General features: G+C 34.6%; 27 protein-coding genes. 3 read left to right on the forward strand and 24 right to left on the reverse strand.

Annotation, left to right across the window (positions count from 1 at the left end; translation table 11 throughout):
• From fliM to aroQ, 7 genes are all read right to left on the reverse strand, one after another.
• A partial coding sequence (fliM, locus tag MV589_RS02225; RefSeq protein ID WP_297431621.1) for a flagellar motor switch protein FliM occupies window positions 1-697 on the reverse strand: 697 nt, incomplete at its 3' end.
• Between the two features lies 1 nt (window position 698).
• Window positions 699-1,385: an RNA polymerase sigma factor FliA gene (locus MV589_RS02230; RefSeq protein WP_297431623.1), complete on the reverse strand. Its 687-nt coding sequence runs from the start codon at window positions 1,383-1,385 to the stop codon at window positions 699-701.
• Window positions 1,382-1,717 carry a hypothetical protein gene (locus tag MV589_RS02235; RefSeq protein ID WP_297431625.1) on the reverse strand — a complete coding sequence of 112 codons (336 nt, stop codon included), beginning with the start codon at window positions 1,715-1,717 and terminating at the stop codon, window positions 1,382-1,384. Before MV589_RS02235 ends, MV589_RS02230 begins: the two co-directional genes overlap by 4 nt.
• Before the next feature lie 19 nt (window positions 1,718-1,736).
• Window positions 1,737-2,612, reverse strand: coding sequence for a P-loop NTPase (locus tag MV589_RS02240; RefSeq protein WP_297431627.1), 876 nt, complete (start codon window positions 2,610-2,612; stop codon window positions 1,737-1,739).
• The gene (gene flhF / locus MV589_RS02245) at window positions 2,609-3,889 is read right to left on the reverse strand and encodes a flagellar biosynthesis GTPase FlhF (protein WP_297431629.1); all 1,281 of its coding nucleotides are present in this window, start codon (window positions 3,887-3,889) and stop codon (window positions 2,609-2,611) included. The genes MV589_RS02240 and flhF overlap by 4 nt, the downstream gene beginning before the upstream one ends.
• Window positions 3,886-4,374 carry a 2-amino-4-hydroxy-6-hydroxymethyldihydropteridine diphosphokinase gene (gene folK / locus MV589_RS02250; protein WP_297431631.1) on the reverse strand — a complete coding sequence of 163 codons (489 nt, stop codon included), beginning with the start codon at window positions 4,372-4,374 and terminating at the stop codon, window positions 3,886-3,888. Before folK ends, flhF begins: the two co-directional genes overlap by 4 nt.
• Before the next feature lie 20 nt (window positions 4,375-4,394).
• On the reverse strand, window positions 4,395-4,871 hold the full coding sequence (gene aroQ / locus MV589_RS02255; RefSeq protein WP_297431633.1) for a type II 3-dehydroquinate dehydratase: 477 nt from the start codon (window positions 4,869-4,871) through the stop codon (window positions 4,395-4,397).
• Between the two features lie 170 nt (window positions 4,872-5,041).
• On the opposite strand from aroQ, the gene mqnF reads away from it, so the two are divergent.
• Window positions 5,042-6,265 (forward strand): aminofutalosine deaminase family hydrolase, encoded by a 1,224-nt coding sequence (gene mqnF / locus MV589_RS02260; protein ID WP_297431635.1) that lies wholly within the window; start codon window positions 5,042-5,044, stop codon window positions 6,263-6,265.
• On the forward strand, window positions 6,266-7,135 hold the full coding sequence (sppA, locus tag MV589_RS02265) for a signal peptide peptidase SppA (protein ID WP_297431637.1): 870 nt from the start codon (window positions 6,266-6,268) through the stop codon (window positions 7,133-7,135).
• Window positions 7,136-7,149: 14 nt separating this feature from the next.
• Here the strand turns inward: sppA and MV589_RS02270 are convergent, their stop codons facing one another.
• The 17 genes from MV589_RS02270 to nadA all read right to left on the reverse strand — a co-directional run bounded on the left by MV589_RS02270 (window position 7,150) and on the right by nadA (window position 23,963).
• Window positions 7,150-7,749, reverse strand: a complete 600-nt coding sequence (locus tag MV589_RS02270; RefSeq protein ID WP_297431639.1) for an FmdE family protein — start codon at window positions 7,747-7,749, stop codon at window positions 7,150-7,152.
• Entirely contained in the window at window positions 7,746-9,002 is a 1,257-nt protein-coding gene (gene xseA / locus MV589_RS02275) for an exodeoxyribonuclease VII large subunit (RefSeq protein ID WP_297431642.1), read from the reverse strand. Before xseA ends, MV589_RS02270 begins: the two co-directional genes overlap by 4 nt.
• A gap of 3 nt (window positions 9,003-9,005) precedes the next feature.
• Window positions 9,006-9,740 (reverse strand): bifunctional demethylmenaquinone methyltransferase/2-methoxy-6-polyprenyl-1,4-benzoquinol methylase UbiE, encoded by a 735-nt coding sequence (ubiE, locus tag MV589_RS02280; protein WP_297431645.1) that lies wholly within the window; start codon window positions 9,738-9,740, stop codon window positions 9,006-9,008.
• A 4-nt stretch (window positions 9,741-9,744) separates the two neighbouring features.
• Complete coding sequence (gene ribD, locus MV589_RS02285; protein WP_297431647.1) at window positions 9,745-10,755, reverse strand: bifunctional diaminohydroxyphosphoribosylaminopyrimidine deaminase/5-amino-6-(5-phosphoribosylamino)uracil reductase RibD; 1,011 nt, start codon at window positions 10,753-10,755, stop codon at window positions 9,745-9,747.
• Window positions 10,749-11,198: an LSm family protein gene (locus MV589_RS02290; protein ID WP_297431649.1), complete on the reverse strand. Its 450-nt coding sequence runs from the start codon at window positions 11,196-11,198 to the stop codon at window positions 10,749-10,751. The genes ribD and MV589_RS02290 overlap by 7 nt, the downstream gene beginning before the upstream one ends.
• Complete coding sequence (gene rbfA, locus MV589_RS02295) at window positions 11,198-11,563, reverse strand: 30S ribosome-binding factor RbfA (RefSeq protein WP_297431651.1); 366 nt, start codon at window positions 11,561-11,563, stop codon at window positions 11,198-11,200. Before rbfA ends, MV589_RS02290 begins: the two co-directional genes overlap by 1 nt.
• 108 nt (window positions 11,564-11,671) lie before the next feature.
• A complete protein-coding gene (gene infB / locus MV589_RS02300; RefSeq protein WP_297431653.1) occupies window positions 11,672-14,329 on the reverse strand; it encodes a translation initiation factor IF-2 in 2,658 nt (885 codons plus the stop codon).
• Window positions 14,319-14,576, reverse strand: a complete 258-nt coding sequence (locus MV589_RS02305) for a DUF448 domain-containing protein (RefSeq protein ID WP_297431655.1) — start codon at window positions 14,574-14,576, stop codon at window positions 14,319-14,321. Before MV589_RS02305 ends, infB begins: the two co-directional genes overlap by 11 nt.
• A gap of 29 nt (window positions 14,577-14,605) precedes the next feature.
• Window positions 14,606-15,487, reverse strand: a complete 882-nt coding sequence (thrB, locus tag MV589_RS02310) for a homoserine kinase (RefSeq protein WP_297431657.1) — start codon at window positions 15,485-15,487, stop codon at window positions 14,606-14,608.
• Window positions 15,488-15,495: 8 nt separating this feature from the next.
• A complete protein-coding gene (locus MV589_RS02315) occupies window positions 15,496-15,957 on the reverse strand; it encodes a hypothetical protein (protein ID WP_297431659.1) in 462 nt (153 codons plus the stop codon).
• Window positions 15,950-16,834 (reverse strand): UDP-3-O-acyl-N-acetylglucosamine deacetylase, encoded by an 885-nt coding sequence (gene lpxC, locus MV589_RS02320; protein ID WP_297431661.1) that lies wholly within the window; start codon window positions 16,832-16,834, stop codon window positions 15,950-15,952. Before lpxC ends, MV589_RS02315 begins: the two co-directional genes overlap by 8 nt.
• 9 nt (window positions 16,835-16,843) lie before the next feature.
• Window positions 16,844-18,214 (reverse strand): peptidoglycan metallopeptidase Pgp6, encoded by a 1,371-nt coding sequence (pgp6, locus tag MV589_RS02325; RefSeq protein WP_297431663.1) that lies wholly within the window; start codon window positions 18,212-18,214, stop codon window positions 16,844-16,846.
• A 3-nt stretch (window positions 18,215-18,217) separates the two neighbouring features.
• Window positions 18,218-18,886: a DHH family phosphoesterase gene (locus MV589_RS02330; protein WP_297431665.1), complete on the reverse strand. Its 669-nt coding sequence runs from the start codon at window positions 18,884-18,886 to the stop codon at window positions 18,218-18,220.
• 62 nt (window positions 18,887-18,948) lie between these two features.
• Window positions 18,949-21,048, reverse strand: coding sequence for a helix-hairpin-helix domain-containing protein (locus MV589_RS02335; RefSeq protein ID WP_297431667.1), 2,100 nt, complete (start codon window positions 21,046-21,048; stop codon window positions 18,949-18,951).
• A 35-nt stretch (window positions 21,049-21,083) separates the two neighbouring features.
• Window positions 21,084-22,139 (reverse strand): flagellar biosynthesis protein FlhB, encoded by a 1,056-nt coding sequence (flhB, locus tag MV589_RS02340; RefSeq protein WP_297431668.1) that lies wholly within the window; start codon window positions 22,137-22,139, stop codon window positions 21,084-21,086.
• A 13-nt stretch (window positions 22,140-22,152) separates the two neighbouring features.
• On the reverse strand, window positions 22,153-22,968 hold the full coding sequence (gene nadC, locus MV589_RS02345) for a carboxylating nicotinate-nucleotide diphosphorylase (RefSeq protein ID WP_297431669.1): 816 nt from the start codon (window positions 22,966-22,968) through the stop codon (window positions 22,153-22,155).
• Window positions 22,965-23,963 (reverse strand): quinolinate synthase NadA, encoded by a 999-nt coding sequence (gene nadA, locus MV589_RS02350; RefSeq protein WP_297431671.1) that lies wholly within the window; start codon window positions 23,961-23,963, stop codon window positions 22,965-22,967. Before nadA ends, nadC begins: the two co-directional genes overlap by 4 nt.
• A gap of 121 nt (window positions 23,964-24,084) precedes the next feature.
• Here nadA and MV589_RS02355 point away from each other — a divergent pair.
• The coding region (locus tag MV589_RS02355; protein ID WP_297431673.1) for a glycerol-3-phosphate acyltransferase at window positions 24,085-24,361 on the forward strand (277 nt) is incomplete at its 3' end.

Genomic DNA, 24,361 nt, shown 5'->3' on the forward strand with positions numbered 1-24,361 from the left:
AAGCAAGTTTTGGCAAAATAGGTTCTAGTGCAATAACAGGATAACAAATATTCATCATCCCTGAAGAGTGCCCTATTATTATCTCCATTACAACCATAACGACAATCTCATTTTGTGCAACAATCTGTACAACGTTAGGGCTTGACTCTTTTGACTCAATTGTGGGATAAACTTCCATTACGGGTCCCCATGCCTCTTTAAGAGTACTCATCATAACTCTCAAAATCGTTTCAAAAAGACTTAACTCAATATCTGAAAATTCTCGTGTTGCATCAAAAGGTTCGCCTTTGCCCCCTAAAAGTCTATCAAGCATTGGAAATGCAATAGATGGATTTATCTCTATAATTCCACTTCCTTCAAGAGGCTTGAGAGAAAAAACATTGAAACTTGTAGGGTTTGGTAAACTCATTAAAAATTCACCATAGGTCATCTGATCAACAGAGTGCAGTTGTATTTCAACTATTGAACGCATTATTGAGGATATTTGCGAAGCTAGACTTCTTGCCATCTTATCATGAACACCACGAAAAGCACGCAGTTGTTCTTTTGAAACTCTATTTGGTCGCTTAAAATCATAAAGAGTTACTTGACGTTGAGGAAGCAGTGCATCTTCACTACTTTCAAGTACATCTTCTCCTTCATCTTCAACAACATCCAAAAGAGCATCAATCTCTTCTTGTGAAAGTATATCTGCCATTTTACGCTCCTATACTCTCTCGTATTTTTTGAATAACCGATTTGTGTATCTGTGAAATTCTCGACTCAGTAATATTAAGTATATTACTTATCTCTTTTAAAGTCAACTCTTCAAAATAATAGAGTTGAATTATCATCTGCTCTCTCTCTTTATAGGCTGATAGCACCTTTTTTATTACACTAACTAACTCTTCTTTTTCTATAGCAGCTAATGCCGCCCCCTCATCGCCTACATGTAATTGATCATGTAGAGGCATAACAGTATAGATACAAGAAGCAATTCGTGCATCATGTACTTTTGCAACACTTTCGTCTAATCTTTGCGCCAACTCTTCGTCACTTGGTTCTTCATCATGAGTGAGCATATGTTCTTGAACAATGTAATCAATAGATTTTACAAGTTTGCGACTCGAACGGCTCAATATATCTAAACTACGAAGATAATCAAGCATGGCTCCATAAACTCTTTTTTTTGCATATCCCCAAAAGGAGTCATTAAGTGTTTCATCATAACGTCTTGCTAATTTAATAAGCTCTTCAGTACCAATCGCTGACAAATCTGAAAAATCAATAGAACTTGGAAGACGCTCTTTTAAACGATATGCCATAGCTTTAACTGCCGGCAGATACTGAATTGCAAGTTCATCTTCTTTATGTTTCAAATCTTGAACATAGGCATTGACAATCATAATTTTTGTCCAGCTCTATCTTCTAAATTCATTTTTGCAACTACATCTGTTATTTTACAAGCGGAGTCAATAAGCTTTTCACGCTTATTTATCTCTTTTACAAAATAATCTAAATCATTTTCATGCATATCTTTTGGGAAATTATATGACTTGGCAACTATTGTTCGATAGTATAGAGCAATAATAATATGTGAAAAAAGATAAAAGAATATCGTAATTAAAAAAGTATATGTCAGTAATCCGTCAGCATCCATAGATTTTAAGATACCAAAAATAACACCTATGAAAAATCCCAGAACAGTAAAGAAATATACAAAATTTTCTCCAAGCATCAACTACCCCACCATTGCCTTAAAAATGATCAATTAATCTTTTAAAGAGACCAGAAAGTCCACTCTCATTTGAAGTAACTAGCACATTACGTTCCAGCTTAGCTGCAATTTTTTTCATAATATTTTGCATATCTTTTGTCACAGCAGAAGATGGATAACTTGCACAAAAGAGTGAACGCTGTTTAACAGAAGATGAAACTTTTACATCTTCATTAATTTTTCCTAAAAGTTTTAAGTCCAAATTACCACCAATATTTGCCTTTGCAACTTTCTTTATCTTTTCAAATACTCCTACAGCCTCTTTTTCACCCTTTACCTGATTCATAATAACACTCACATCATCTCGTAATGCTGCAATAGTCTTGATGGTTGCATACGCATCTGTAATTGCAGCAGGATCGGGTACAGTTACCACTATAACATCATCTGCTGCGTTTAGAAACATCTGTATATGTTCTCCAATTCCTGCACCTGTATCTATAATCATCACATCAAGTTTATCAAGGACTTGTGCTTCTTCCATAAAACGCTCAAAAAGAGCCATATCAGAGTATTTTAGTATTTCATCACCGCTCTCACCTGGAATTAAAATAAGATTTCTTGTAATAGGAATAAGAATATCACTTACTTTTGCTTCGCCTTTGAGTACATGCAAAATATTTTTTTTGATTTTAACATTAAACATTACATCAAGATTGGCAAGACCGATATCTGCATCGAAAATACCCACATTTATTCCCTGTTGAGAGAGCATATATGCCAAATTTGAGCTAATTGTACTTTTTCCAACTCCGCCTTTTCCACTAGTAATAGCTATAAAGCGTGTCTTTTTTGACTTTTTCTTAGCATTTGAAGCAACAAGCTCTTCAAGCTTTTCGGCCTGATGTCCCATCATGCTTTACTCCTGTTAAATCCATGGAGTAAACATTCTATCAAAAAGTCATTACTCGCACAAACCAAATCTTCTGGTACTTCTTGACCTACAGAAAAATAACTTATTGGTTTTTTCGTTTCGTAAGCGAGGGAAAAAATATTTCCAAAACTCATAGTTTCATCCAATTTCGTAAACATTAAAGTATCTATACCAAGCGTTTCAAAGTTATCATAAGTAATTTTCAGATCTTCATACTTAATAGAACTTGGCATAACAAGGACAACATCAACACTGTAATCTGTTTGGTTACCATTTAAACACTCATAAATCTTCTCAATTTTTCCCTTATCGTAAGGACTTGAACCCATAGTGTCGATTAAAATATAGTCACAATATTTCAAAGAGTCCAATGCATTTGAAAATTCTGGAGGGTCAACCACAGTCTCAATTCCAAGCTTCATCATTCGTGCATACTGCATCAGTTGTTCTAGTGCGCCAATTCTGTAAGTATCTAGAACAACAAGCCCCACTTTATATTTTTTATCAACTAGATAGGAGTACCTTGCAGCAAGTTTTGCAATAGAAGTTGTCTTTCCAACTCCCGTTGGACCAACAAGCATAATCACTTTTTTTCTTCCAACATTTAATGGTCTCTCTTTTCGTATGGGAACCATTTTTCGTAAAATTGTTTGAAAATAGCGTTTTACAGTTGTAGAGTTCTCTCTCATTTTAAGCGGCATATGCTCTAATGTCACCTGCATTAAACTATCAAGATGATCTTTATTCATACCACTTTGTAGGGACAAACGATAAATCTCTGCAAATTCAGGTGGTATCTGGCTCTCAATATCTGGAGATTTTTCATCCCAAAACATATTTTGAATGATTTTCACTTTATCTGTCAGTTTATTTATCTCATTTTTTATCTCTTTAAGCTCTTTAGGCTCTGCGGATAGTGTAGTCTGATTAGTTTGACGTTCATAAAGTGTATCATCACCTTGTGTTACATCTGAAATTTTAGATATTTGTCTCGCTGCGTTTGAGATATCAAATAAAATTTCTTTACTCTCTTTTTCCAGCTCTTTTTTTTCAAATACTGGTTTTTGCATCTTCTTTTTATATGAAAATGGCAAATCTTTTTCATCAATACCTATCACTATTTCATAAAGAGCAGTGCGACCAAGTGCCTTTTTTTGAATCTCTTTGGTTTCAATAAGCATTCCCTCATCGCCTATTTCCATTTTTGCTTTTTTAAGTGCTTCAGAGGGAGTTTTTCCTGTAAATGTCAATATTTTCATTTATGAAGCCCTGCTAATGGTATAACTACACTTTCTCTTTGCGACCAATGTACATGTGGGATGGTCAATTTCTCTGTTTTTATCACTCTATTTTCGAAAAATATAATATCCAAATCTAATGTCCTTGGTGCATTTGCAAAACTTCGTTTTCGTCTAAACTTCTTTTCTAAGCGCATTAAATATGCCAAAAACTCTTTTGGCTGCATCGATGTCTTTAAAACTATAATTGAGTTAAAAAAATCCTCTTGCTCCACATAACCAAATGGAGGGTTTTTTAAAATCAACGAAGTTTTAAGAAGTGCAACTCTCTTATCTCTTTGTATCCAAAAGTAAAGGTGTTCAAATCGACGACGGACATCGCCAACATTTCCACCTATACCCACTACAACTTCATATCTATGGGATGTTTTTGTAAAATCTGTACAAGGAAAATGCACTCCAGAGTAAATCTCTAACTCTTTAGATAGACTGCGTTTAATGTACATTTTACTAAAACTCCATTTATCTATGCAGGTTGTTGTGCTGTTTGAGCTTCTTGTGCAGCTTTAATTTCATTCATAATTTGAAACATTCCCATCATTGCTAAATGGTAGCCAAATGGACCAAATCCAACAACAGATGATGTACATACTGGCGCTATCATATTTTCTTTTCTAAACTCTTCACGACGGTTAATATTACTAATATGTACTTCAATTGCAGGAAGGTTAACAGCTGAGATAGCATCACGAATAGCAATAGAAGTATGTGTATATGCCGCTGCGTTTATAACGATACCATCTGCATCACCATAGCACTCTTGAATTTTATCTACAAGTTCACCCTCAAGATTACTTTGAAAAAATTCAATCTCTACGCCATTTTGCGTTGCAACTTCCTTCATTTGAGCGTGGATTTGCTCTAATTTCATTGGACCATATATATTTTGCTCACGAACACCAAGCATATTCAGATTTGGACCTTGAATTACTACTATTTTCATTTTGAACCTTTTTTAAATTTTAGAAAGCTATTTTATCTAAAATTATATTAAAAAAAGTTGCAAGAGTTTAAAATTTAACTATTTCTTTTGTTTAATATCTTTGTTAGCTTAAGTTATTAAAATTAAAAAGTGTATAATCTCATATAAAATTTATATATAAAGACTAAAATATGCAGATTATTTCTCCAAATTACATTTTAACACCCGATGTTTTACTTACTGAGCAATCAGTTGCGTTTGATAAAACCATACAAAAAATCGCACCATTAGAAGAGCTTCAACAAGAATTTCCTCAAGCAGAGCATATACAATTAGAAAAAAATTCACTTCTTATGCCAGGGCTTATTAATGCCCATGTGCATATAGAGTTTTCTGCGAACAAAAACCATCTTAGCTATGGAGATTTTCTCAACTGGCTCTATAGTGTAATCGAAAACAGAGAAAATCTCATCAACGGATGTGACCTCTCTTGTATGGATAACGCAATAGATATGATGCTTGCAAATGGAATCACCTCTTTTGGTGCTATCAGTTCACATGCAATGGACTTAGAAGCGTGTGCAAATGCAAAACAAAATATCGTCTTTTTTAATGAACTCATAGGTTCCCAAGCATCAATGGCAGATGCACTATTTACCGATTTTCTCTCCCGTTTAGATGCTTCTAAAACAATAAAAAGAGAGAACTTTTACCCTGCGGTAGCCATCCATTCACCATACTCTGTCCATCCAATACTTGTTAAAAAAGCACTCGAGATTGTAAAAAATGAGAAATTAAAACTCACAGCACACTTTATGGAAAGTCAAGCGGAGAGAGACTGGCTTGACTCAAGCAGTGGAGATTTTAAAAAGTTTTTTACAGAGTTACTTAAACAAGAGAACTCTGTTACTGACTCAAAAGAGTTTTTAAGCTATTTTGAGGGCTATGAAACGCTTCTTACGCATGCCGTTGAGACAAACGAGGAAGAACTTGAAACTATCAAACACAACAAGCACACCATTATCCACTGTCCAATCTCTAACAGACTACTTGGCAATAAAACACTCAATATCAAAGCACTCAATGATAAAGATATCCGATGGATAGTTGCAACAGATGGACTTAGTTCAAACTACAAACTAGATCTCTTTGAAGAGATGAAAATATCGCTTTTTATGCACTCAAGCGCACCACTCCTAAAATTTGCACAAGAACTTATCAAAGGAGTAACTATAAACGCAGCCGATGCACTTGGACTCAATGCAGGAGAAATAAAAGAGGGAAAAAATGCAGATATGCTTGTACTTGACCTTAACAATACGCCAAATGATGAATTAGCAATTCATTTACTACTACACCGTTACAATATTTCAAAAGTTTTTATAAACGGTAAACTTGAAAAAGGAACACTATAAATGGAATTTCTAAAAAAACTCATCTCTCCAATAACAGGAACAATTAACTATATACAAGACCATTTCAAGGCGATGCTATTCATCTTGATTTTGATACTTATTTTTGCTCCAGCAAGTGAAGACAAACTCTCACAATGTAATCTTGAAAAGATTACTCTTAGCGGTCCTATAATGGATTCAACTGAGGTTGTTTCACAAATAAACAAAGCAGCTAAAAATAACAATGTAAAAGGTGTGCTGTTTTGTGTGGATTCACCAGGTGGTGCCGTTGCTCCTTCTGTTGAAATTTCTATGGCAATAAAACGCTTAAGAGCTAAAAAACCTGTTATAGCCTATGCAAAAGGAACGATGGCTAGTGGAAGTTACTATGCAAGTATCTGGGCAAATAAAATAATTGCAAATCCAGGAAGTATGGTAGGAAGCATTGGTGTCATTATGGAAGGAGCAGATTTGAGCGGTATTATGAAAAAAATCGGTATCAAATCACAAGTTGTAAAAGCAGGACTTTACAAACAAATAGGAACACCAGATAGACCATGGAAGAAATATGAAATAGCAGAGCTTAACAAGGTTATAGATGGGACTTACAATATGTTCACAAAAGATGTAGCCGATGCAAGAGGATTAAATATTAAAAACAGAAATTCTTTCGCCAATGCACATATTTTCACAGCAGCACAAGCGAAAAAAGTTGGACTTATTGATGCTCTAGGCGTAGAGTATGATGCAAAAACAGCACTCGCCAACCTTGCACATGTAGCACACCCAGTATGGAATAAAGAAGACAAATTTGACAAACTTATGAAAAAACTTGCTGCTTCGAGTGCAGTCGTTTTAAATACCTACTTTCCAGCGCTTACACTCCGCTAAACGCAGTTACAGAACTAAAGTTCTGTAATGCTAATCACTTTATCACTATTTTCAAATACTCTTTTAACTCTATCTTGCCATAACTCTCCAAAAAGCTTTTTCTCATCAGCAGAAGCTGCACCTGAGAGGATTTTTTGCATCAGTGGCATCATCTGAGGGTCTGCAGGAACACTGTTTGGATTATAATTAACATCAACACTTTTCCCATTGCTTACCCGTGTAAAACGTGCAGATGAATTTATATCAGCATTAAAATGCATCAAAGAGTGACGCGCAAATTTACCACCTAAACCCTTGAAACCACTTTTATCAGTAGCACCTGTAATATGAGAAATCACATTCCCGACAACACCAGCAACACCATCTGAAACATCCTCTACAAAAGAGACATCTACATCACCACGAATCAAACGCTCATTTGGATAGAGCAGTTTCATAGCCTCACTTGTCATTAGATAAGCACCAGCGACGGTCGGACAACTATGCCCTGCAGATTTTACTACATCTTTATAAGATATTTCATACTCACCATTTTCAAAAGCACCAAGAATGGCAGCTATAGGGTCAACTACTTTGAAACTTTCTATAGAATCATAAAATTTTGGATAACTCATTTGATTTTTTCCTTTTGTAAAACTTTTGCACGCACAACAAACATATCACTTTGCGCTTCAAATATATCATCAACTTCCAATGATGACAAAGCAACAACTTTTGACTCTTTTACAATTTGTGCAAAACCTTTTTTATTTTTATATTTTGGATTATTAGATTCTAGCATCTTTTTCAAGCTTAAGAGTTGATGTTGGGCAATATTAAGAGTTGTATCTATGGCTTGAGGAAATCTTTGTTTGAGACTAAGCATATCTTTTTCATACCCCTGTAGCTTAAAGGCAATGGTATGAGTGAAATCATTTTTGAGTTTAGTTATCTCCTCTTTTTTTTGCTCAAGAAGTTTCTCTACTGAGTGTTGTGCATAAAGATTTTTTAGATATAACACCGCTTGCTTGCGTGTAGCTATTTTGTTGCTTAAACGCTCTGTAAACTGCGTTGTTAGTCCGTCTAAAGAGAGATAGAGTTCATTTGTATCGGGAAGAATCATCTCCATAGCAGCACTTGGCGTTGGCGCTCTCAAATCTGCTACAAAATCACTAATCATCCAGTCTATTTCATGTCCAACTGCGGAGACTATAGGCGTTTTTGCATAAAAAATGGCATCTGCCACTATCTCTTTATTAAATGCCCATAAGTCTTCCAGACTACCACCTCCACGACCAATAACTATGATGTCATACTCTTTGGCATCAGCAATTTTTATGGCATTTGCTATGCTGGACGCTGCACTCTCTCCTTGAACTAATACATCATAAATATCTATCTCCAAAGCTCTATATCTTCTGTTTGCAACACGCAACATATCTTGCAAAGCAGCTCCTGTTTCAGAAGTAATGAGTGTAATTTTAGATGGAAATTGTGGTAGTGACTTTTTTCTTTGAGTATCAAAATAGCCTTGATTTGAGAGTTTTAATTTGAGTTGTTCATAAGCAACTGCCAATGCACCCTGCCCCGATGGCTCAATAGAAAAACAGTTTATCTGGTATGCACCACGAGGTTTATAGAGTGTTATAGCACCATCAATGACAACTTTCATACCCTCTTCAAGACGAAACTTTAGCTTTGAAGCATTCCCACGAAACATAACCGCACTTAAAGAAGAAGAGCTATCTTTTAGTGTAAAATATATATGTCCAGAGTTATGAAAGGTGATACGGGAGAGTTCACCCTCAACTAAAACACGAGAAAAACTCTCTTCTAAAAGAGACTTTATCTGTTCATTAAGGGCAGAAACAGTAAGTGTCATTAACATTTGTTACTTTTTACGAGCAATCATCAATGTAGAGATATCCATAGAAAAACTTTGAGAATGCACTATTTCAAATCCTGCTTTTTCAAGTTCTTTTTGCATACCCTGAATAGTTACAAAACTCTCTATAGAATCAGGTAGATATGTATAGGCTTCCAAATTTTTAGAAATTGCAGCACCTACATATGGAAGAATTTTATGCATATATATATCACGCAATTTTTTGAGTAGGGTTTTATTCTCATCTTTCATAAATTCCAAAATAACTACAAGGCCATTTTGTTTAAGTGCACGGTTAAACTCATAAAAAGCTTCTTGACGCTCAACAACATTTCTTATGCCATAAGTAATACTAAGTATATCTGCTGTAGCGTCTTCAAGTGGAATATCTGTCGCTTTTGAGATGTGATAATGAAAATCTGGAAATTTTTGACGTGCAACATCTACCATACCATTTGACGGATCAACACCTATAAGTTCATCAATAGTAATATTTGCTTTTTGTGCCTGTTTTTGCCAGTATCCCATCATATCACCTGTACCACAGGCTACATCTATTATTCTGTCAAGTTTGTTTTGCCCATAATAATTAAATGCCAAATCACACGCTTTTTTTCTCCATGAAATATCTACACCCATACTCATTACACGGTTTGCAGTGTCATAAGTTGGTGCAATATCATCAAACATTGAGACTATTTTCTCTTGTTTTTGTTCACCCTCTTGCTCTAAAATACTCATTAATTTATATCCTTTTTTTCATCCATACAATTATATCTTCACTCTCTTTATTCACATTTAAAAATTCAAATTTCTCTGTATCAAAACTTATAACTTCACTACCACCAAACGATGGTGCTATATAGCAGAGTTCATAATCCACAATATCACGAACAAGTGCATACATTTTAGAGCTTCCCTCTATCATAATATTTTTATAGTTCTGAAGTATTTGCAAACTATTTTCAATATAGACTTTTCTATTAGCAACATGAAAAAGAGGAATAGTCTCATCAAACTCTTTTGAACGAGAAAGTATCAAAACATCAGGAGCTTTACCATCCACAAGACGTGCATCAAGTGTTGGTCTATCTTCTCGAACCGTTCCACCACCAATAACAAGTAAATCAGATACATCACGCATCGCATGAACATCTCTTCTTGATTTTTCTGAACTAATCACACCACCATTGGTTGTACCATTAAGTCGTTGCGCCCATTTAAAAAAAACAAATCTATTTTCCAAAGTTTTATTAAATGGCAGGAGTAGTGCAGCAGACTCTTTTTGTAAAATCTCACTATAAACCATACAATCATTCATAGAAAGAATCATAGAACCATTTGCTGCTTTTTTGTTTGTATCGTTTATGCCAATATAAACCTCTTTAATACCAAGCTCTGCAATAAGATTTGTACAAGAGGGTGTTTTTCCATAATGAGAGCAGGGTTCTAATGTAGAGTAGAGTTTAGCATTTTGAAAAATATTATTATGATTACTTAAAAGATGAGTGTGAATATCTGCTGAATCTTGGAGTGCCAGTATATAATTGTCGTTTGTAAGTTTATAGTAAGCCTGCTTTAGTGCATTTACCTCTGCATGAGGCTCACCAGCTTTATGATGTGCTTCAACAGCTAAAATTTCATTGTGTTCACCAAGGACACAACAACCAACTGCCGGATTTGGATAGGTTAATCCCTGATATTTCCAAGCCTCATCCAGAGCAAGCTGCATATAAAAGTTATGATCGATTACCATTCAAAGTAAGTTTTAGCTTTTTTAATATCATGAAAATCAATCTCTTTAATTCCATCACTATTTTCCAAAAACAGAGTATTACCTTCAACTTTCAGTAATTTTGCTCTTATTTTATCTTTTTCATCAAGAAGTAGAGATACATTTTCACCTATTGATTTTTTAAACTGTGCAAGTGTAGTCAGTTTTCTTTCAATTCCCGGACTACCAACTTCAAGTCTGTATTCACTTGATACAGGAGGTGTAACATCTAAAAGAGGAGAAATAAGATGTGTAAGCTCAACATATTTTTCAAGATTTACACTTTTACGTTTTGCATCTTCAAATTCAGGAGAGATAACACTTATACGAAAAATAGTCTCATCATGCTCACTAACAACTGCTGTATCATAAAGTTCAAGTCCAAGCGACCTTACAATAGACTCTATATCTGAATTTAAACTCATTACTCTTCCTCTTTTTTATCTGTAGATATTTTTTTAAATAACTCTTCTAATGTTTGTGATTTTTTTAGCTGTTCATCAAACTCAAAAGTAAGTTTTGGACATCTATACCATCCTTGATCTTTGAGACAAAAATCTTCAACAATAGGACGAGCTTTACGAAGTTGTTTCATATAAGTACGACGCTCTTCATCTGAAAAAGTACTTGGGTCAATATAAACCTTTGCATCACTTCTTCCACGCGAACATTTTACTTCTATAACATTAAGTTCATGCAATCTTGCATCATTTAAATGTGTAAGTGCTTCTGGAATAAGTTCAGCTAAAAGGGCTTCTGTTCTTTTAAGCTTAATTTGTGCTTCAGTCATCTGTCAATAATCCTTTTAATCTGTAACAATTACATTAGTAGTTCATGAGGGTATAAGGGAGTGTAACTCCCTTCAATAATAAGAGTGAGTCTAGCTCATCTTATAGTATTATAATGAGATTTTTTGTTCGACTTTTTTGAATGTTTCAAGTACATCACCAGGGATAACATCATCATATCCACTAATAACAACACCACACTCATAACCATTGCCAATCTCTTCAACATCATCTTTAAATCGTTTAAGTGATGTAAGTTCACCCTCGTAAGTAACAACACCATTACGAATAACACGTACCATTCCACCACGAATAAGTTTACCATCATTAACAATACAACCAGCAACCATACCTTTAGGAATTTTAAATACTTCTCTAACTTCTGCCTGACCAGTATTTTCTTCAGTAAATTTCGGTGCCATCATACCTGTTAACATCATAGTCATATCATCAAGTAATTGGTAGATAATAGAGTATGTTCTAATATCTACATTTCTCTGTTTTGCAAGTGCTTTAACAGAACCGGTTGGACGAACATTGAAACCAAGAAGTACACAGTTTTCTGAGTTACCAACAAGTTCAACATCATTTTCAGTAATTCCACCTACGCCGCTAGAGATAATGTCAATTTTAACTTCATCATTTCTAAGCTCACTAAGTGAACTTTTAATAGCTTCAAGGGAACCATGAACATCAGTTTTAAGTACAATTTTAAGAGATTTAAGCTTACCTTCTGCAATCATAGCAGTCATATCTTCTAATGAAGATTTAGTAGATTTTGAAAGTTCTTTATTTCTCTCATACTCTTTACGTTTAAGAGCATACTCTTTTGCCTCTTTATCGCTATTCATTTCCATTAAAATCTCACCAGCTGGTGGCACTTCATTAAGTCCTGCAACAACTGCTGTATGTGAAGGAAGAACCTCTTTTATCTGTTTACCACTATCATTAATAAGTGCTTTAACACGACCATAAGATGCGCCACAGACAACATGACTGCCAACTTTAAGCGTTCCATTTTGAACTATTACAGTAGCAACTGGTCCTCGACCTTTTTCAAGAGAAGACTCAACAACTGCAGCTTTTGCATGAACTTTTGGATTTGCTTTTAACTCGAGTACTTCCGCAGTTAAAAGAATATTTTCAAGAAGATCATCAATACCCATTCCTGTTTTAGCAGACACTGGTACAAATTCAACCTCTCCACCCCAATCAATAGGAGTAATGCCTTGCTCTGCCATCTGACCTTTTACTAAATCTGGATTTGCAGTCTCTTTATCCATTTTATTAAGTGCAACAATAATTGGGACACCAGAATCTTTAGCAATCTTAATAACTTCTAAAGTTTGTGGTTTTACACCATCATCTGCTGCAACAACAATAATAACAATATCAGTAATATCTGTACCACGTTGACGCATAGCACCAAATGCAGCGTGACCTGGAGTATCTATAAATGTAATGTCTTTTCCATTTTGAGAAATTGTATAAGCCCCAATGTGCTGTGTAATTCCACCAGCTTCGCCATCAGTCACTTTCGCTTTTCTAATAGAGTCAAGAAGTGAAGTTTTACCATGGTCAACATGTCCCATAATAGTAATAACTGGAGGTCTCTCGACTGCATCAGGATCTTCTTCAACTGTCTCTTCAACATAATTAAAGGCATCTTTAGGATCAACAATCGTCACTTCAACACCAAACTCTTCTGAAAGAATTTCAATTTCATCAGCACCAAGAAAGTCATTTTTTGTCATCATCATACCAAGATCAAAAAGGACTTTAATAATGTCAGACATAGGACGCTTTAATTTTTCTGCAAATTCATAAACACGAATGTCTTCAGGAATTTCAACATGAGTTACAATTTCATCTTCATGTTTCTCTTTTGTATATTTTTTACGCTTATCACGAGAAACTTTTCTACCACGTGGTGCTTGTTTTTTATTTCCATTTCGCCCAGCAGGTTTAGGTGCTCTTGGTTTTCTTGGTTCTTCAGGAGCAAGAGGAGCACGTTCTGTAGAGTTTAAATCAAGTAAAACTACCTGATCATCCATATCCATAGATACATCACTCATAGAGCCACCAAAGATATCCATCTTTCTGCCCTGCTCTTTTTTACCTACTGCTGCTTGTCTTGTAGTAGATTTCTTTTTCTTCGCAAGTTCTTCAAGAACCTCTGCACTCATCTTACCATAAGACGACACTGAAGCTTGTTTTTGCGGAAGATTATAATTTTCTTCTACTTTTGGCTTTCTTTTTTTAACAATTTTTAAACCAGATCTTTTGATTGCAGGTCTTGCTGAAGGCTGTACAACTTTAAGCGTAGATTTTTTAACAGTCGCTTTCTTAACAGGTTCTTCTTTTGCAACTTCTGTTTCTGCTTTCTCTTCTGTTTTTATCTCAACTTTTTCTGTTTGCTCTTTTTCAACTACTGTATCGACTTTCGTCTCTTCAACCTCTTGAACCGGAGTTACTTCAGCTTCTTGAGTTTTTACTTCTTCGACAGAAGTTACTTCTTCACTCGAAGTTGTTTCTTTAGGAGTATCACTTGTTGCTTTTTCTTGTTTTTTAACAGTTATCTTTGGCTTTGGAGTCTCTTCTACAGCACCATTCATAATATAGTTTGCAATCTTCTCCGCTTCTTCCATTGTAACTTTACTTTGAGCCGCTTTAACTTCTATACCCATACTCTTTACTTTTGCAAGTACATCTTTAGAAGCAATTCCCAGTTCGTCTGCAATTTCTTTAACACTAACTTTATCTGTCATCAGTGATGATCTCCTTTAGTTTGTTCATAAGTTTATCTTTTTGAGAACTTCTGCATTGACGCATCAGTGCTTTAGCAAGCTTTTTCTCTTCATTTAGACAAATATTACATAAATAAAAACTTCTCCCAGTCCCTTTAAACGCAGTAAGATTTCCATCTTCACATCTTATTCTGAAAAGCTTATGCTGTGCCTCTTTAAGCCGACACCCAACACAAGTCCTCATAGGTTCATGAAATTTTTTCGCCATTATATCTAAATATTGCTTTATTTGATAGGCTATCGCTCTATCACTAGCCCATTATTGTCTAAATCTAAAATTTTCACTGCAAAATCAGGAAATTTTTGTCTCATTTTATTTGCAATCATAGCTGCATCCTCATCGTAGGTCAGTGTAAAAAATGTAGAGCCACTTCCGGAGAGTGTACTCATTAAAGCACCACTTTCATACGCTACTTTTTGTACAGAAAAGAGCTCAGGCAGTGTTTTCATCCTTGCTTTTTGATGAAATCTATCTTGCGCAGCCAACTTGAGCATCTCCCAATCTTCATTAAAAAAAGCAGCAACAGTCAAAGCACTATGTGAAAGGTTATAAACTGCATTCTCTTTTGAATAAGATTTTGGTAATACTGAACGAGATTTTGAAGTATTCATCTGTTTATTTGGTATAACCACTACGGCTTTGAGATAATTTGGCAAATGTTTCTTTTGTGAAAATACTTTATTTTTCTCAATCGTTGCAACATTAAATCCACCCATTACAGCTGGAGTAATATTGTCTGGATGTGGTTCATAAACGAGTGAATGGTTAAGTATTCTGCGTTTAGAGACTCTAATATTTGCTGCTTCATGCGCAGAAGCAACAGCAGAAACAATCACAGCAGAAGAGCTGCCAAGCCCTCTTGACATTGGAATTTGATTATAAAAAGTAAATTTAAAATTTTGCTTATGCTTTGTCAAACGGGTATAGTGTTCATTAAAAATACTAATAAAAAGGTTATTTCCCTTTAGTCTAGGATTATCTTCACCCTCACCTTTTATACAGACACTAAAAAATTTTGAAGGATGAAACTCCACTCTATTTCTTAAATCAACTGCCAAACCAAGTGTGTCAAAACCTGGCCCTAAGTTTGCAGAAGTTGCTGGTACACTTATTGTCAATATTTTTCCTATCCTACTGCACCTATCATATAAAGGGGCGTAGTATTTGTAGTAAACTCACTATAATCAAGCTCATTTGGAAGTTCAAACGAACCTACAAAAGCTGTTTCTAGTTTTTGAGTTTTTATTTCTGAAGCAATTTTAACAAAATATAGCTTGCCAATCGCTTTTATTGGCTGATTTTTATTAAAATAAAAAGCATCCGTTGCAAATAATGGTATTTTTTTTAAAATACTTATTGATTTTAAAAAAATATAGGCTACTTTTATAGCCATAAAACTGCCTGGACCATTTGCATAGTAAAGTCTTTGCAGCTGATATTTTTGCATCAACTCTTTAAAGATTATTGGTAAGACATCTGAACTTTTTTCTTCACTCTTTATAGTCTCAATCAATACTGCGTTTTCATAAACCCCAATTTGAATAGGAGAGCTTAAAGCAATAAGTAAAATATCTACTTTTTTAAGCATATGCTTTTTCTAACTCTTTTGTTTTTTCACCGACAAGTTCTACTACTTCATAGTTTTCTTTACTCTCAAGTAGTTTTAGTGTAAGCTTATGGTTTAAATCATGACTCCCTGCCATCGCTTCATAGTTTCCTAAAAAATTCATTCCTATTAGACTCATATCACCAATGGCATCTAAAATTTTATGGCGCACAAATTCATTTTCAAAACGCAGTCCCTCAGGATTAAGTATCTTTTTTTCATCTAAAACTACAGCATTTTCCAAAGAACCACCAAGAGCAAGCCCTTTTGAACGCAGATATTGAACTTCGTGTAAAAAACCAAATGTTCTTGCACGAGCTATTTCGTTTTTATAACTCTCTTTTGTAAATTTTAAAACATAAGCTTGTTTTTGAATAACAGGATGTGGAAATTTAATAGTAAAGTCATAATTCAAATCAGGAGAAGGTGAAAGTTTTACATACTTTTCACCCTCTTTAATTTCAACATCTTTTTTTATAATCATAATTTTTTTAGGAATATCAAGTTGCTGAATGCCAGCTTCATCTAAAATCATACAAAAACTTGCACTACTTCCATCCATCACAGGAACCTCATCAGCATCAACTATAACTCTTAAATTATCAATACCATAAGCATAAATTGCAGAGAGAAGATGCTCAATAGTGGAAATCACATACCCATCTTTTCCAATTACGGTTGCCATTTTTGTATCTACGACATTGTCTGGAATGAGTGGAATAGAGACATCAACATCACTTCTATAAAAAACAATACCACTGTTTGACTCTAAAGGCTCTAAACGCAGCTTGACAGGAGACCCCTTATGAAGTCCTATTCCTACCAATTCGACACTCTTTTTTATAGTTGTTTGATACATAATCTATCCCTATTGACCGTTAATTATTTTTTTTGCTCTCTTAATTATATCACTAATATTTAATTTTATCCATCTTTTATCCATCCACTCTTGCGGACGAACTTCTATTCCCTGTACTAAAACACCAAAATGTAGATGGTCTCCCATAGCATAACCAGTCTTACCACTTTTTGCTATAACTGTATTTGGAGCGACTTCATCACCCACAGCTACATTAAGACTTGAACAGTGTCCATAAATTGTATAAAGACCTAAACCATGAGATATTATAGGATTGTTTCCATATATACCATTGTAACTTGCAAAAACAACTTTACCACCATTTTGCGTTTTTATTGGAGCCATTGCATAGCTTGCTAAATCTATACCCAAATGATATGCTTGACTTATATATTTTCCATGATAATAATACTTTCTATGGTCACCAAAACGAGCAACTACTGCTGCATTAGTAAGTGGATACATTTTATGAATTTTAAATGAACTTATCATCTCTTGAGGTACAACAGAAGTATATTTATGAATAAGAGCATTATCTTTTTCACGCACTTTTTCATTAATGATTTTAAACTGTTCTAATGGATCTGTAACACCTTGAGTCTCTTCAAAATCTTCTGCTAAATTAGCAATTTTACCTTTTAAAAACCTATCTGAAAGTTTAATTTTTGAAAGTCTGTATTGTCTATCTTTTAAATAAAGTGGAACATACGCGCGTGTTATATTACCTGCTTTATCTGTTGCAATTATAGTTGCTCTAAAACTATTGCTTTGCACAGGCCAAGCTAAAAGAGCAATATAGTACCCTTTTTTATAAAAAGGTTCTGCTTTAAAATGCTTTTTATCATTACTTTCAATATATAAATTTTTCAAATTTGCATCTTGCGCTTGAAAGATTACAAGAGCAGAACCACCATGAGAAATTTTATATGAGTTATCTATAATATTCACTTGTGGTCTTTTTCTATCAATAATAAATTTATACGCAACAACCGCGCTGTTACCCTTTAAAAAATTCCACTTACTTACATCCTCTGCCTGAACTGTAATAGTTATCTCTTTATCTTTCATTGTATATGCCTCACGAGGTGGCTTTATACTAAGTGTAAGATTTTTTTTAGGAATAAGTAACTGCTCATTTACAAGAGTTGTTGTACCAGAGTTGCTTTTCATAATAACTTTATATGCTTTCACTGCACTATCATCTTTTATTTTTAGCTCTAGTGGGCTTTTTAGATTCCAATATCCATTATTATTTTCAAGTGTTATTACAGGCTTATTTCTTTCAAATGTCGAAGAGAAGTAAACATACAATGCCCCTCCAACAATTAATGCCATTATTAAAAGCATCACAAATGATGAACTATTATTTCTGTTTCTCAAACTTTATCTCCTTAGAATTGATTTTAAAATTTTATTATTCTCATCTTTTTGAATGAGTCGAACTTCTTGAATATGTGCCATTTTTAGGACATCATTCATTATTAAATAAGCATCATCTATAGACGCCCCACTCTCTTTGAAATCTTCTTCGCAAAAAGGCAAAAGAGCCACTCTAGCATTCTCAGTCAAGAGCATATTTTTATAAAGAATTGACTGTAGACGAAAGTATGCCAAAGGCTGATTATATTGTAAATATTTTACACACTCTTGATACGCTGCGTTTAACTCGATAAGTTGTGATGCAGTAGCAAATACTATGCCACTGCATTCACTACTTGTAAAGTAATCATATTTTTCTAAAAGTGCCCCGTAGAGTGCTGTTGCCATCTTTTTGTTGATTCTCACACCACTTTTTTGGAAAAAACCATATAATGAGAGGACATCATCATCAACTACAATGTTACAATCAGCAGATGTGGGTACTTTCTTACGAAGTTTATCAAACCATGGTAAAAAAGAGTACTTTTTAGCAATAGCAGTTTCACAAACAATAGAAACTTTTTTATGCTTTGTAAGTATATATGAATAAATCGCACTTGCATTAGCAAAAGAGTCTGCATCACATAGTAATACAATATGCAAGGAGGAGTCAATTTTCGTTAAATCTAGCAAATCTCTACTTTTTATCTAAAATTATATACAAAGTAAGTGAATCTTTAGCATACAGGCAATATTTATTTATCATAAATCATTCCTAAGCCTACTTTGTCTCTCTCTTGATCAATAGAGATAACTTCTAGTTGTGGAAGATACTGATTTATTACAACTACTTCAAGCGGATGTGAAATGCGTTTTGCACTCATTTTTGATATATGAATCATTCCATCATTTTTTAGTCCAATATCTACAAATGCTCCAAAATCTGTTATGTTTCTTACAATACCTGAGACGATACTTCCCTCTTCTAATGCAGAAATATCACAAAGACCTTTTTTAAAAGGTATTGCTGGTAACTCCTCTCTTGGGTCAAAGCCTGGTTTTAAGAGCTCTTTAATAATATCTTTGAGTGTTGCTTCTCCCACTTCTAACTCTTTTGCTTTTTGACTTACATTAATGCTTGCTAAGTCTTGGTTTTTTAGTTTTCTTGCCACGGAATAACTCTCAGGATGGATACCACTGTTGTCTAGTATATCTTTGGCATCTTTTATTCGGATAAAACCTGCAGCTTGTTCATAAGCTTTTTTACCTAAACCTTTTACCTTTAGGAGTTCATTTTTTGTTCTAAAAACTCCATTTTCATCTCTATAAGCAATAATATTTTTTGCAAGTTTTTCTCCTATACCTGCTACATGAGAAAGCAAAGAGAGAGACGCTGAGTTTATATCAACACCTACACGGTTAACAATATCTTGCGTCACATCATCAAGCTTTTTTTGTAAAAGTTTTTGATTTACATCATGTTGATACTGCCCTATTCCTAAAGATTTTGGATCTATTTTTACAAATGTTGCAAGTGGATCGCGTACCCTTTGAGCAATAGAAATAGCCCCTCTAATAGTTACATCAAGATTAGGATACTCCTCTTGTGCAATTTTTGATGCAGAGTAAATTGAGGCACCAGCTTCAGAAACAACGGTGTAATTAATGCTTACATTCTCTTTTTCATTTAAGGTTGCAAAAAACTCTTGTGTCTCTTGTGAACCTGTACCATTGCCTATGGCAGCACCTGCAATGGCATATTTCTTAACAAGAGCAAGTACAATGCGTTTGGAGTTTTCATAATCTTTTTTCGGTGCTGTAGGATAGATAACAGCCGAATCAAGATAGTTTGCATTTTCATCAATCACAGCTAGTTTACAGCCACTTACAAACGCAGGGTCAACACCCAAAAGCACTTTTTTACTTACAGGTGGTGTCATAAGAAGTTGCGCGAAATTTTTTCCAAAAGTATTTATGGCTGTTTTATCTGCTTTTTCTTTAAGTTCACTCTGTATCTCTCTCTCGATTGAAGGCAATAGTAACCGCTTTAGCCCATCTTTATAAGCTTCAAAAAGTAACTCTTTGGAGCTTGATGCATCACGAGGCATTTTATATCGTTTTATGTTCTCTTCGATTCTCTTTCTATCTACACTAATTTTTACAGACAACTCTTTTTCACCTACTGCACGCATAATTGCAAGATATCGATGCGAAGGAATGTAAGCGAGTTTTTGAGACTCATCAACAAGATTTTTATAAAGACCATCTTTTTTAAAGTTCTTTGTCGCTTTTGTTACCAAAAGTCCATATCTAAGCATTTGATTTCTAATAGCTTCTCTCTCTCGTGGATTGTCTGCATATCTCTCAGCTAAAATATCTTGAGCCCCTTTTATGGCTTCATCCACAGAACCTACTCCATTTTTGACAAACTTCTTCGCCTCATTTTTAAAAGCATCAAGAGAGAGTTTTGCACAACTGAGACTATTTGCCAAAGGAGTAAGCCCCTTTTTTACAGCCTCTGTTGCACGGGTTGATTTTTTCTCTTTGTAAGGTCTATAAATATCTTCCAAAGTTCTTAATGTCTGAGCCTTTTCAATGGCATGTTTTAGTTCATCACTCAATGTTGCACGCTCTGCTATTAGCCTAAGTATCTCCTCTTTTCTTTGCAAAAGAGCTTTAGTTGAAGCATAAATAGTCTCAAACTCTCGAAGTACAGTATCACTCGCCCCGCCACTCAGTTCTTTTCTGTACCTAGCAATAAAAGGAATAGTCGCACCTTCATCTAAAAGTTTTAAAATATTTACTATATGCTCTTTTTTGAGCTTTGTTTTGTTTGCAATGGTGTTAATTAACATTTATAATTTCACTTTTTTTTATTTTATCCAAAGTATCACTTACCTTTATTCATTTTATACACATAAGCAAGCACTTCGGCAACTGCTCCAAAGAGGGCTTCTGGAATGGCTTGATCTACCTCAACTTCCTTGTAGAGACTTCTAGCAAGTGGAGGGTTTTGTACTATATGTACACTATTTTCTCGTGCAATTTTTTTAATCTGCATGGCAATATTATCAACCCCTTTTGCTAAAACTATAGGAGCATGAGCTTTCTCCTCATCATACTTTATTGCAACAGCATAATGTGTAGGATTTGTAATGACGACATCTGCGTTTGGTACCTCTGCCATCATTCTTTTTCTTGAAGCTTGCATCTGAATCTGTCTAATTTTTGACTTAATGAGAGGGTCACCTTCCATATTTTTCATCTCATCTTTTATCTCTTGTTTTGACATTTTCAATCCATCAAAGTACTGTTTTCTCACAATAACAATATCTATAATGGCGAAGACAAATATAATAAAAAGCATCACAAACGCAATGATCATCATCTTATCTTTAAGCCATTCCAACTGGTCATGCAGACCAAACAGAGCTACAGTCGGCAGTTCAATAATAAAGTAGAAAAAGAAGATAAAACCAACCCCTAAAGTTGTAAATGATTTGAGTGTAACTTTCACACCTTCAAGCAGTTTTTTAAGAGAAAAAAGATTTTTCATTCCTTTAATGGGGTCTATCTTTTTCAAATCAGGAGTAATTGACTTTGTAGTAAACAAAAAACCAAACTGTGCAACCGCACCGATAATACCAGCAATAGCAACTGCAGTTGCTAAAGGCATAACCATCAATAAAAATTCTTTTATAGTTACAATGGCAATATTAATCATAAGAAGTTTATCCAATGGAGTGCCAATAAGAGAAAAGTAGTAGCTAAAGAGTGCAAACATATGCTTTGCCATAAAAGGAAAAAGCATCAAAACAGCTAAAATCGCTACAAAAAGAGTAACAACTCCCGAAGCATCTTGAGATTTTGGTACATTACCCTCTTTTCGGGCATCTTCTATCTTCTTGGGGGTGGGTTCTTCTGTTTTTTCTGCGTCGTCAGCCATAAAGAGTTATATTTTAATCAATTTTCATTGATAAATCTATCCAATTTGCTTGATGTATCATAGATCCTGAGCTTATAGCATCTACACCTGTTTTAGCATACGAAACTATTGTCTGAAGTGAAATGTTTCCACTCGCTTCAAGCAAAATATGTGGATAATATTCATTTCTAAACGCAGTGACCTCGCTCACTTGAGCTGGAGTCATATTATCGCACATAACGATGTCACAATTTGCTTTCATTGCCTCTTGTGCAATGTAAAGCGTATCTGCTTCCACCTCAATTTTTGCAGTAAAAGGAATAACAGCTCTCGCTTTTTCTATGTAGAAGGAGAGATTGTCAATAGTTTTAAGATGGGTATCTTTTATCATCAAAGAGTCATCTAAACCCATACGGTGATTTACTGCGCCACCGATGCGCGTAGCATATTTTTCAAATATCCTAAGCATTGGGCGTGTTTTTCTTGTATCTAAGAGTTTCACTTTGTATGGTTCTATCAAGTCCACATATTTTCGTGTAAGAGTAGCAATGGAGCTTGCATGAAGCAGCATATCTAAGATGGTACGCTCACAACGCAAAAGAGTATGAGAATCTGCCTTAATTGTAGCTATCACATCACCAAGCAAAAAAGTTTCACCATCATCTTTTAACCATGTTATCTCAAAAGATTCTAATTTAGCTAAAGTATCTATATACTTTCTTCCTGCAACCACACCGTTGCTTTTTGCAATAATTTTTGCAGATGATGCAACAGCTGGTTCAACAAGCGCATACAAGTCACCACGACCAACATCTTCTGCTAGGGCTGCGTTTACAAAGCTTTCTATCATAATGCTAACATTCTCTCTAGTGCAATTTTTGCCCATTTCTGTGTCTTCTCATCCACTTCTATCTCATTAATAGGCGAACCATCTTCAATGGCTTTTAATGTAAGGTAAACATCTTCAAGCGTTGTCTCGTTCATTGTAGGACACTCTGGTTTTGTGGAACTCAATATATAAGTATTTTTTGGACGCAGACGGTTTACCATATTAAACTCCGTTCCTACTGCTACTTTTTGCTCCTCCGGTAACTCTGTAATATACTTGATAAGTTGTGAAGTAGAACCAACAAAGTCACTCGCCTCACAGATGGCAGGGTCACATTCAGGATGTGTCGCTATCAAAATTCCTGGAAATTTTTTACGATAAAATGCAATATCTTCAAGCGTAAAGAGTTGATGTACCGAACAAAAACCATCATAACAAATTATATCTGCCTCTTTTGGGTCACCCTCTTGCCCAATAACCATGGACTTAAGTCCCATTTGATTGGCAATATTTTGCCCTAAGCATCTATCTGGAACAAAAAGGATTTTTTTACCCTCTTTGAGTGCTGTTTCAATAATAAACTTGGCATTTGAACTTGTACATACCATACCACCCATCTCGCCAACTTTTGCTTTAACATCTGCATTTGAGTTTATATATGTAATAGGTAAAATATTTTCTTTAGCAATACCATTCTCTTGTAAAAACTTCACAGAGTCATCAAAATAGAGAGAGTCAATCATTCTAGCCATTGCACAACAAGCCAATTTTGGCATCACTACACGTTTTTTTGGACTTAGCACTTTTACACTCTGTCCCATAAACGCAACGCCGCAAAAGAGAACAAACTCTGAATCATCATTCATTGTTTTTTTTGCTAGTTCTAATGAATCACCTGTAATGTCTGCCAACTCAAAGACTTCATCACGCTGGTAAAAGTGTGCGACGAGAGTAACACTCAAACGCTCTTTTAACTCAAAGATTTTTTGTTTCAACTCTTCATTTGTATATTTCAAAAAAAATCCTATATATTTTATTGAGAGAATTATATCAAAAAAAGAGTTTAAATAAATACCCTTTATATGTCTATAATGATTTTTGATGTAAAATTTCAAGATTAATTATATAGGAAAATATATGGATTTTATTACAAACCCCAATGCACTCTTTTTCATAGTCGCTTATTTAGTTGGAGGAATACCTTTTGGTCTTATTCTTGCTAAAAAATTTGCAGGTGTTGATGTCAAAGCAAGCGGCAGCAAAAGTATTGGTGCAACAAATGTACTAAGAGTTGTCAAAGAGACAAACCCAGCTTTAGCAAAAAAACTAGGCATTGCAACTTTAGCACTCGATGCTCTTAAAGGTGTTTTAGTTTTAACTATTGCCTATTTTGTGGGATTAAGCGAAGCAACTC

Origin of the sequence: Sulfurimonas sp., from assembly GCF_026991475.1 — a bacterium.
GTDB lineage: Bacteria > Campylobacterota > Campylobacteria > Campylobacterales > Sulfurimonadaceae > Sulfurimonas.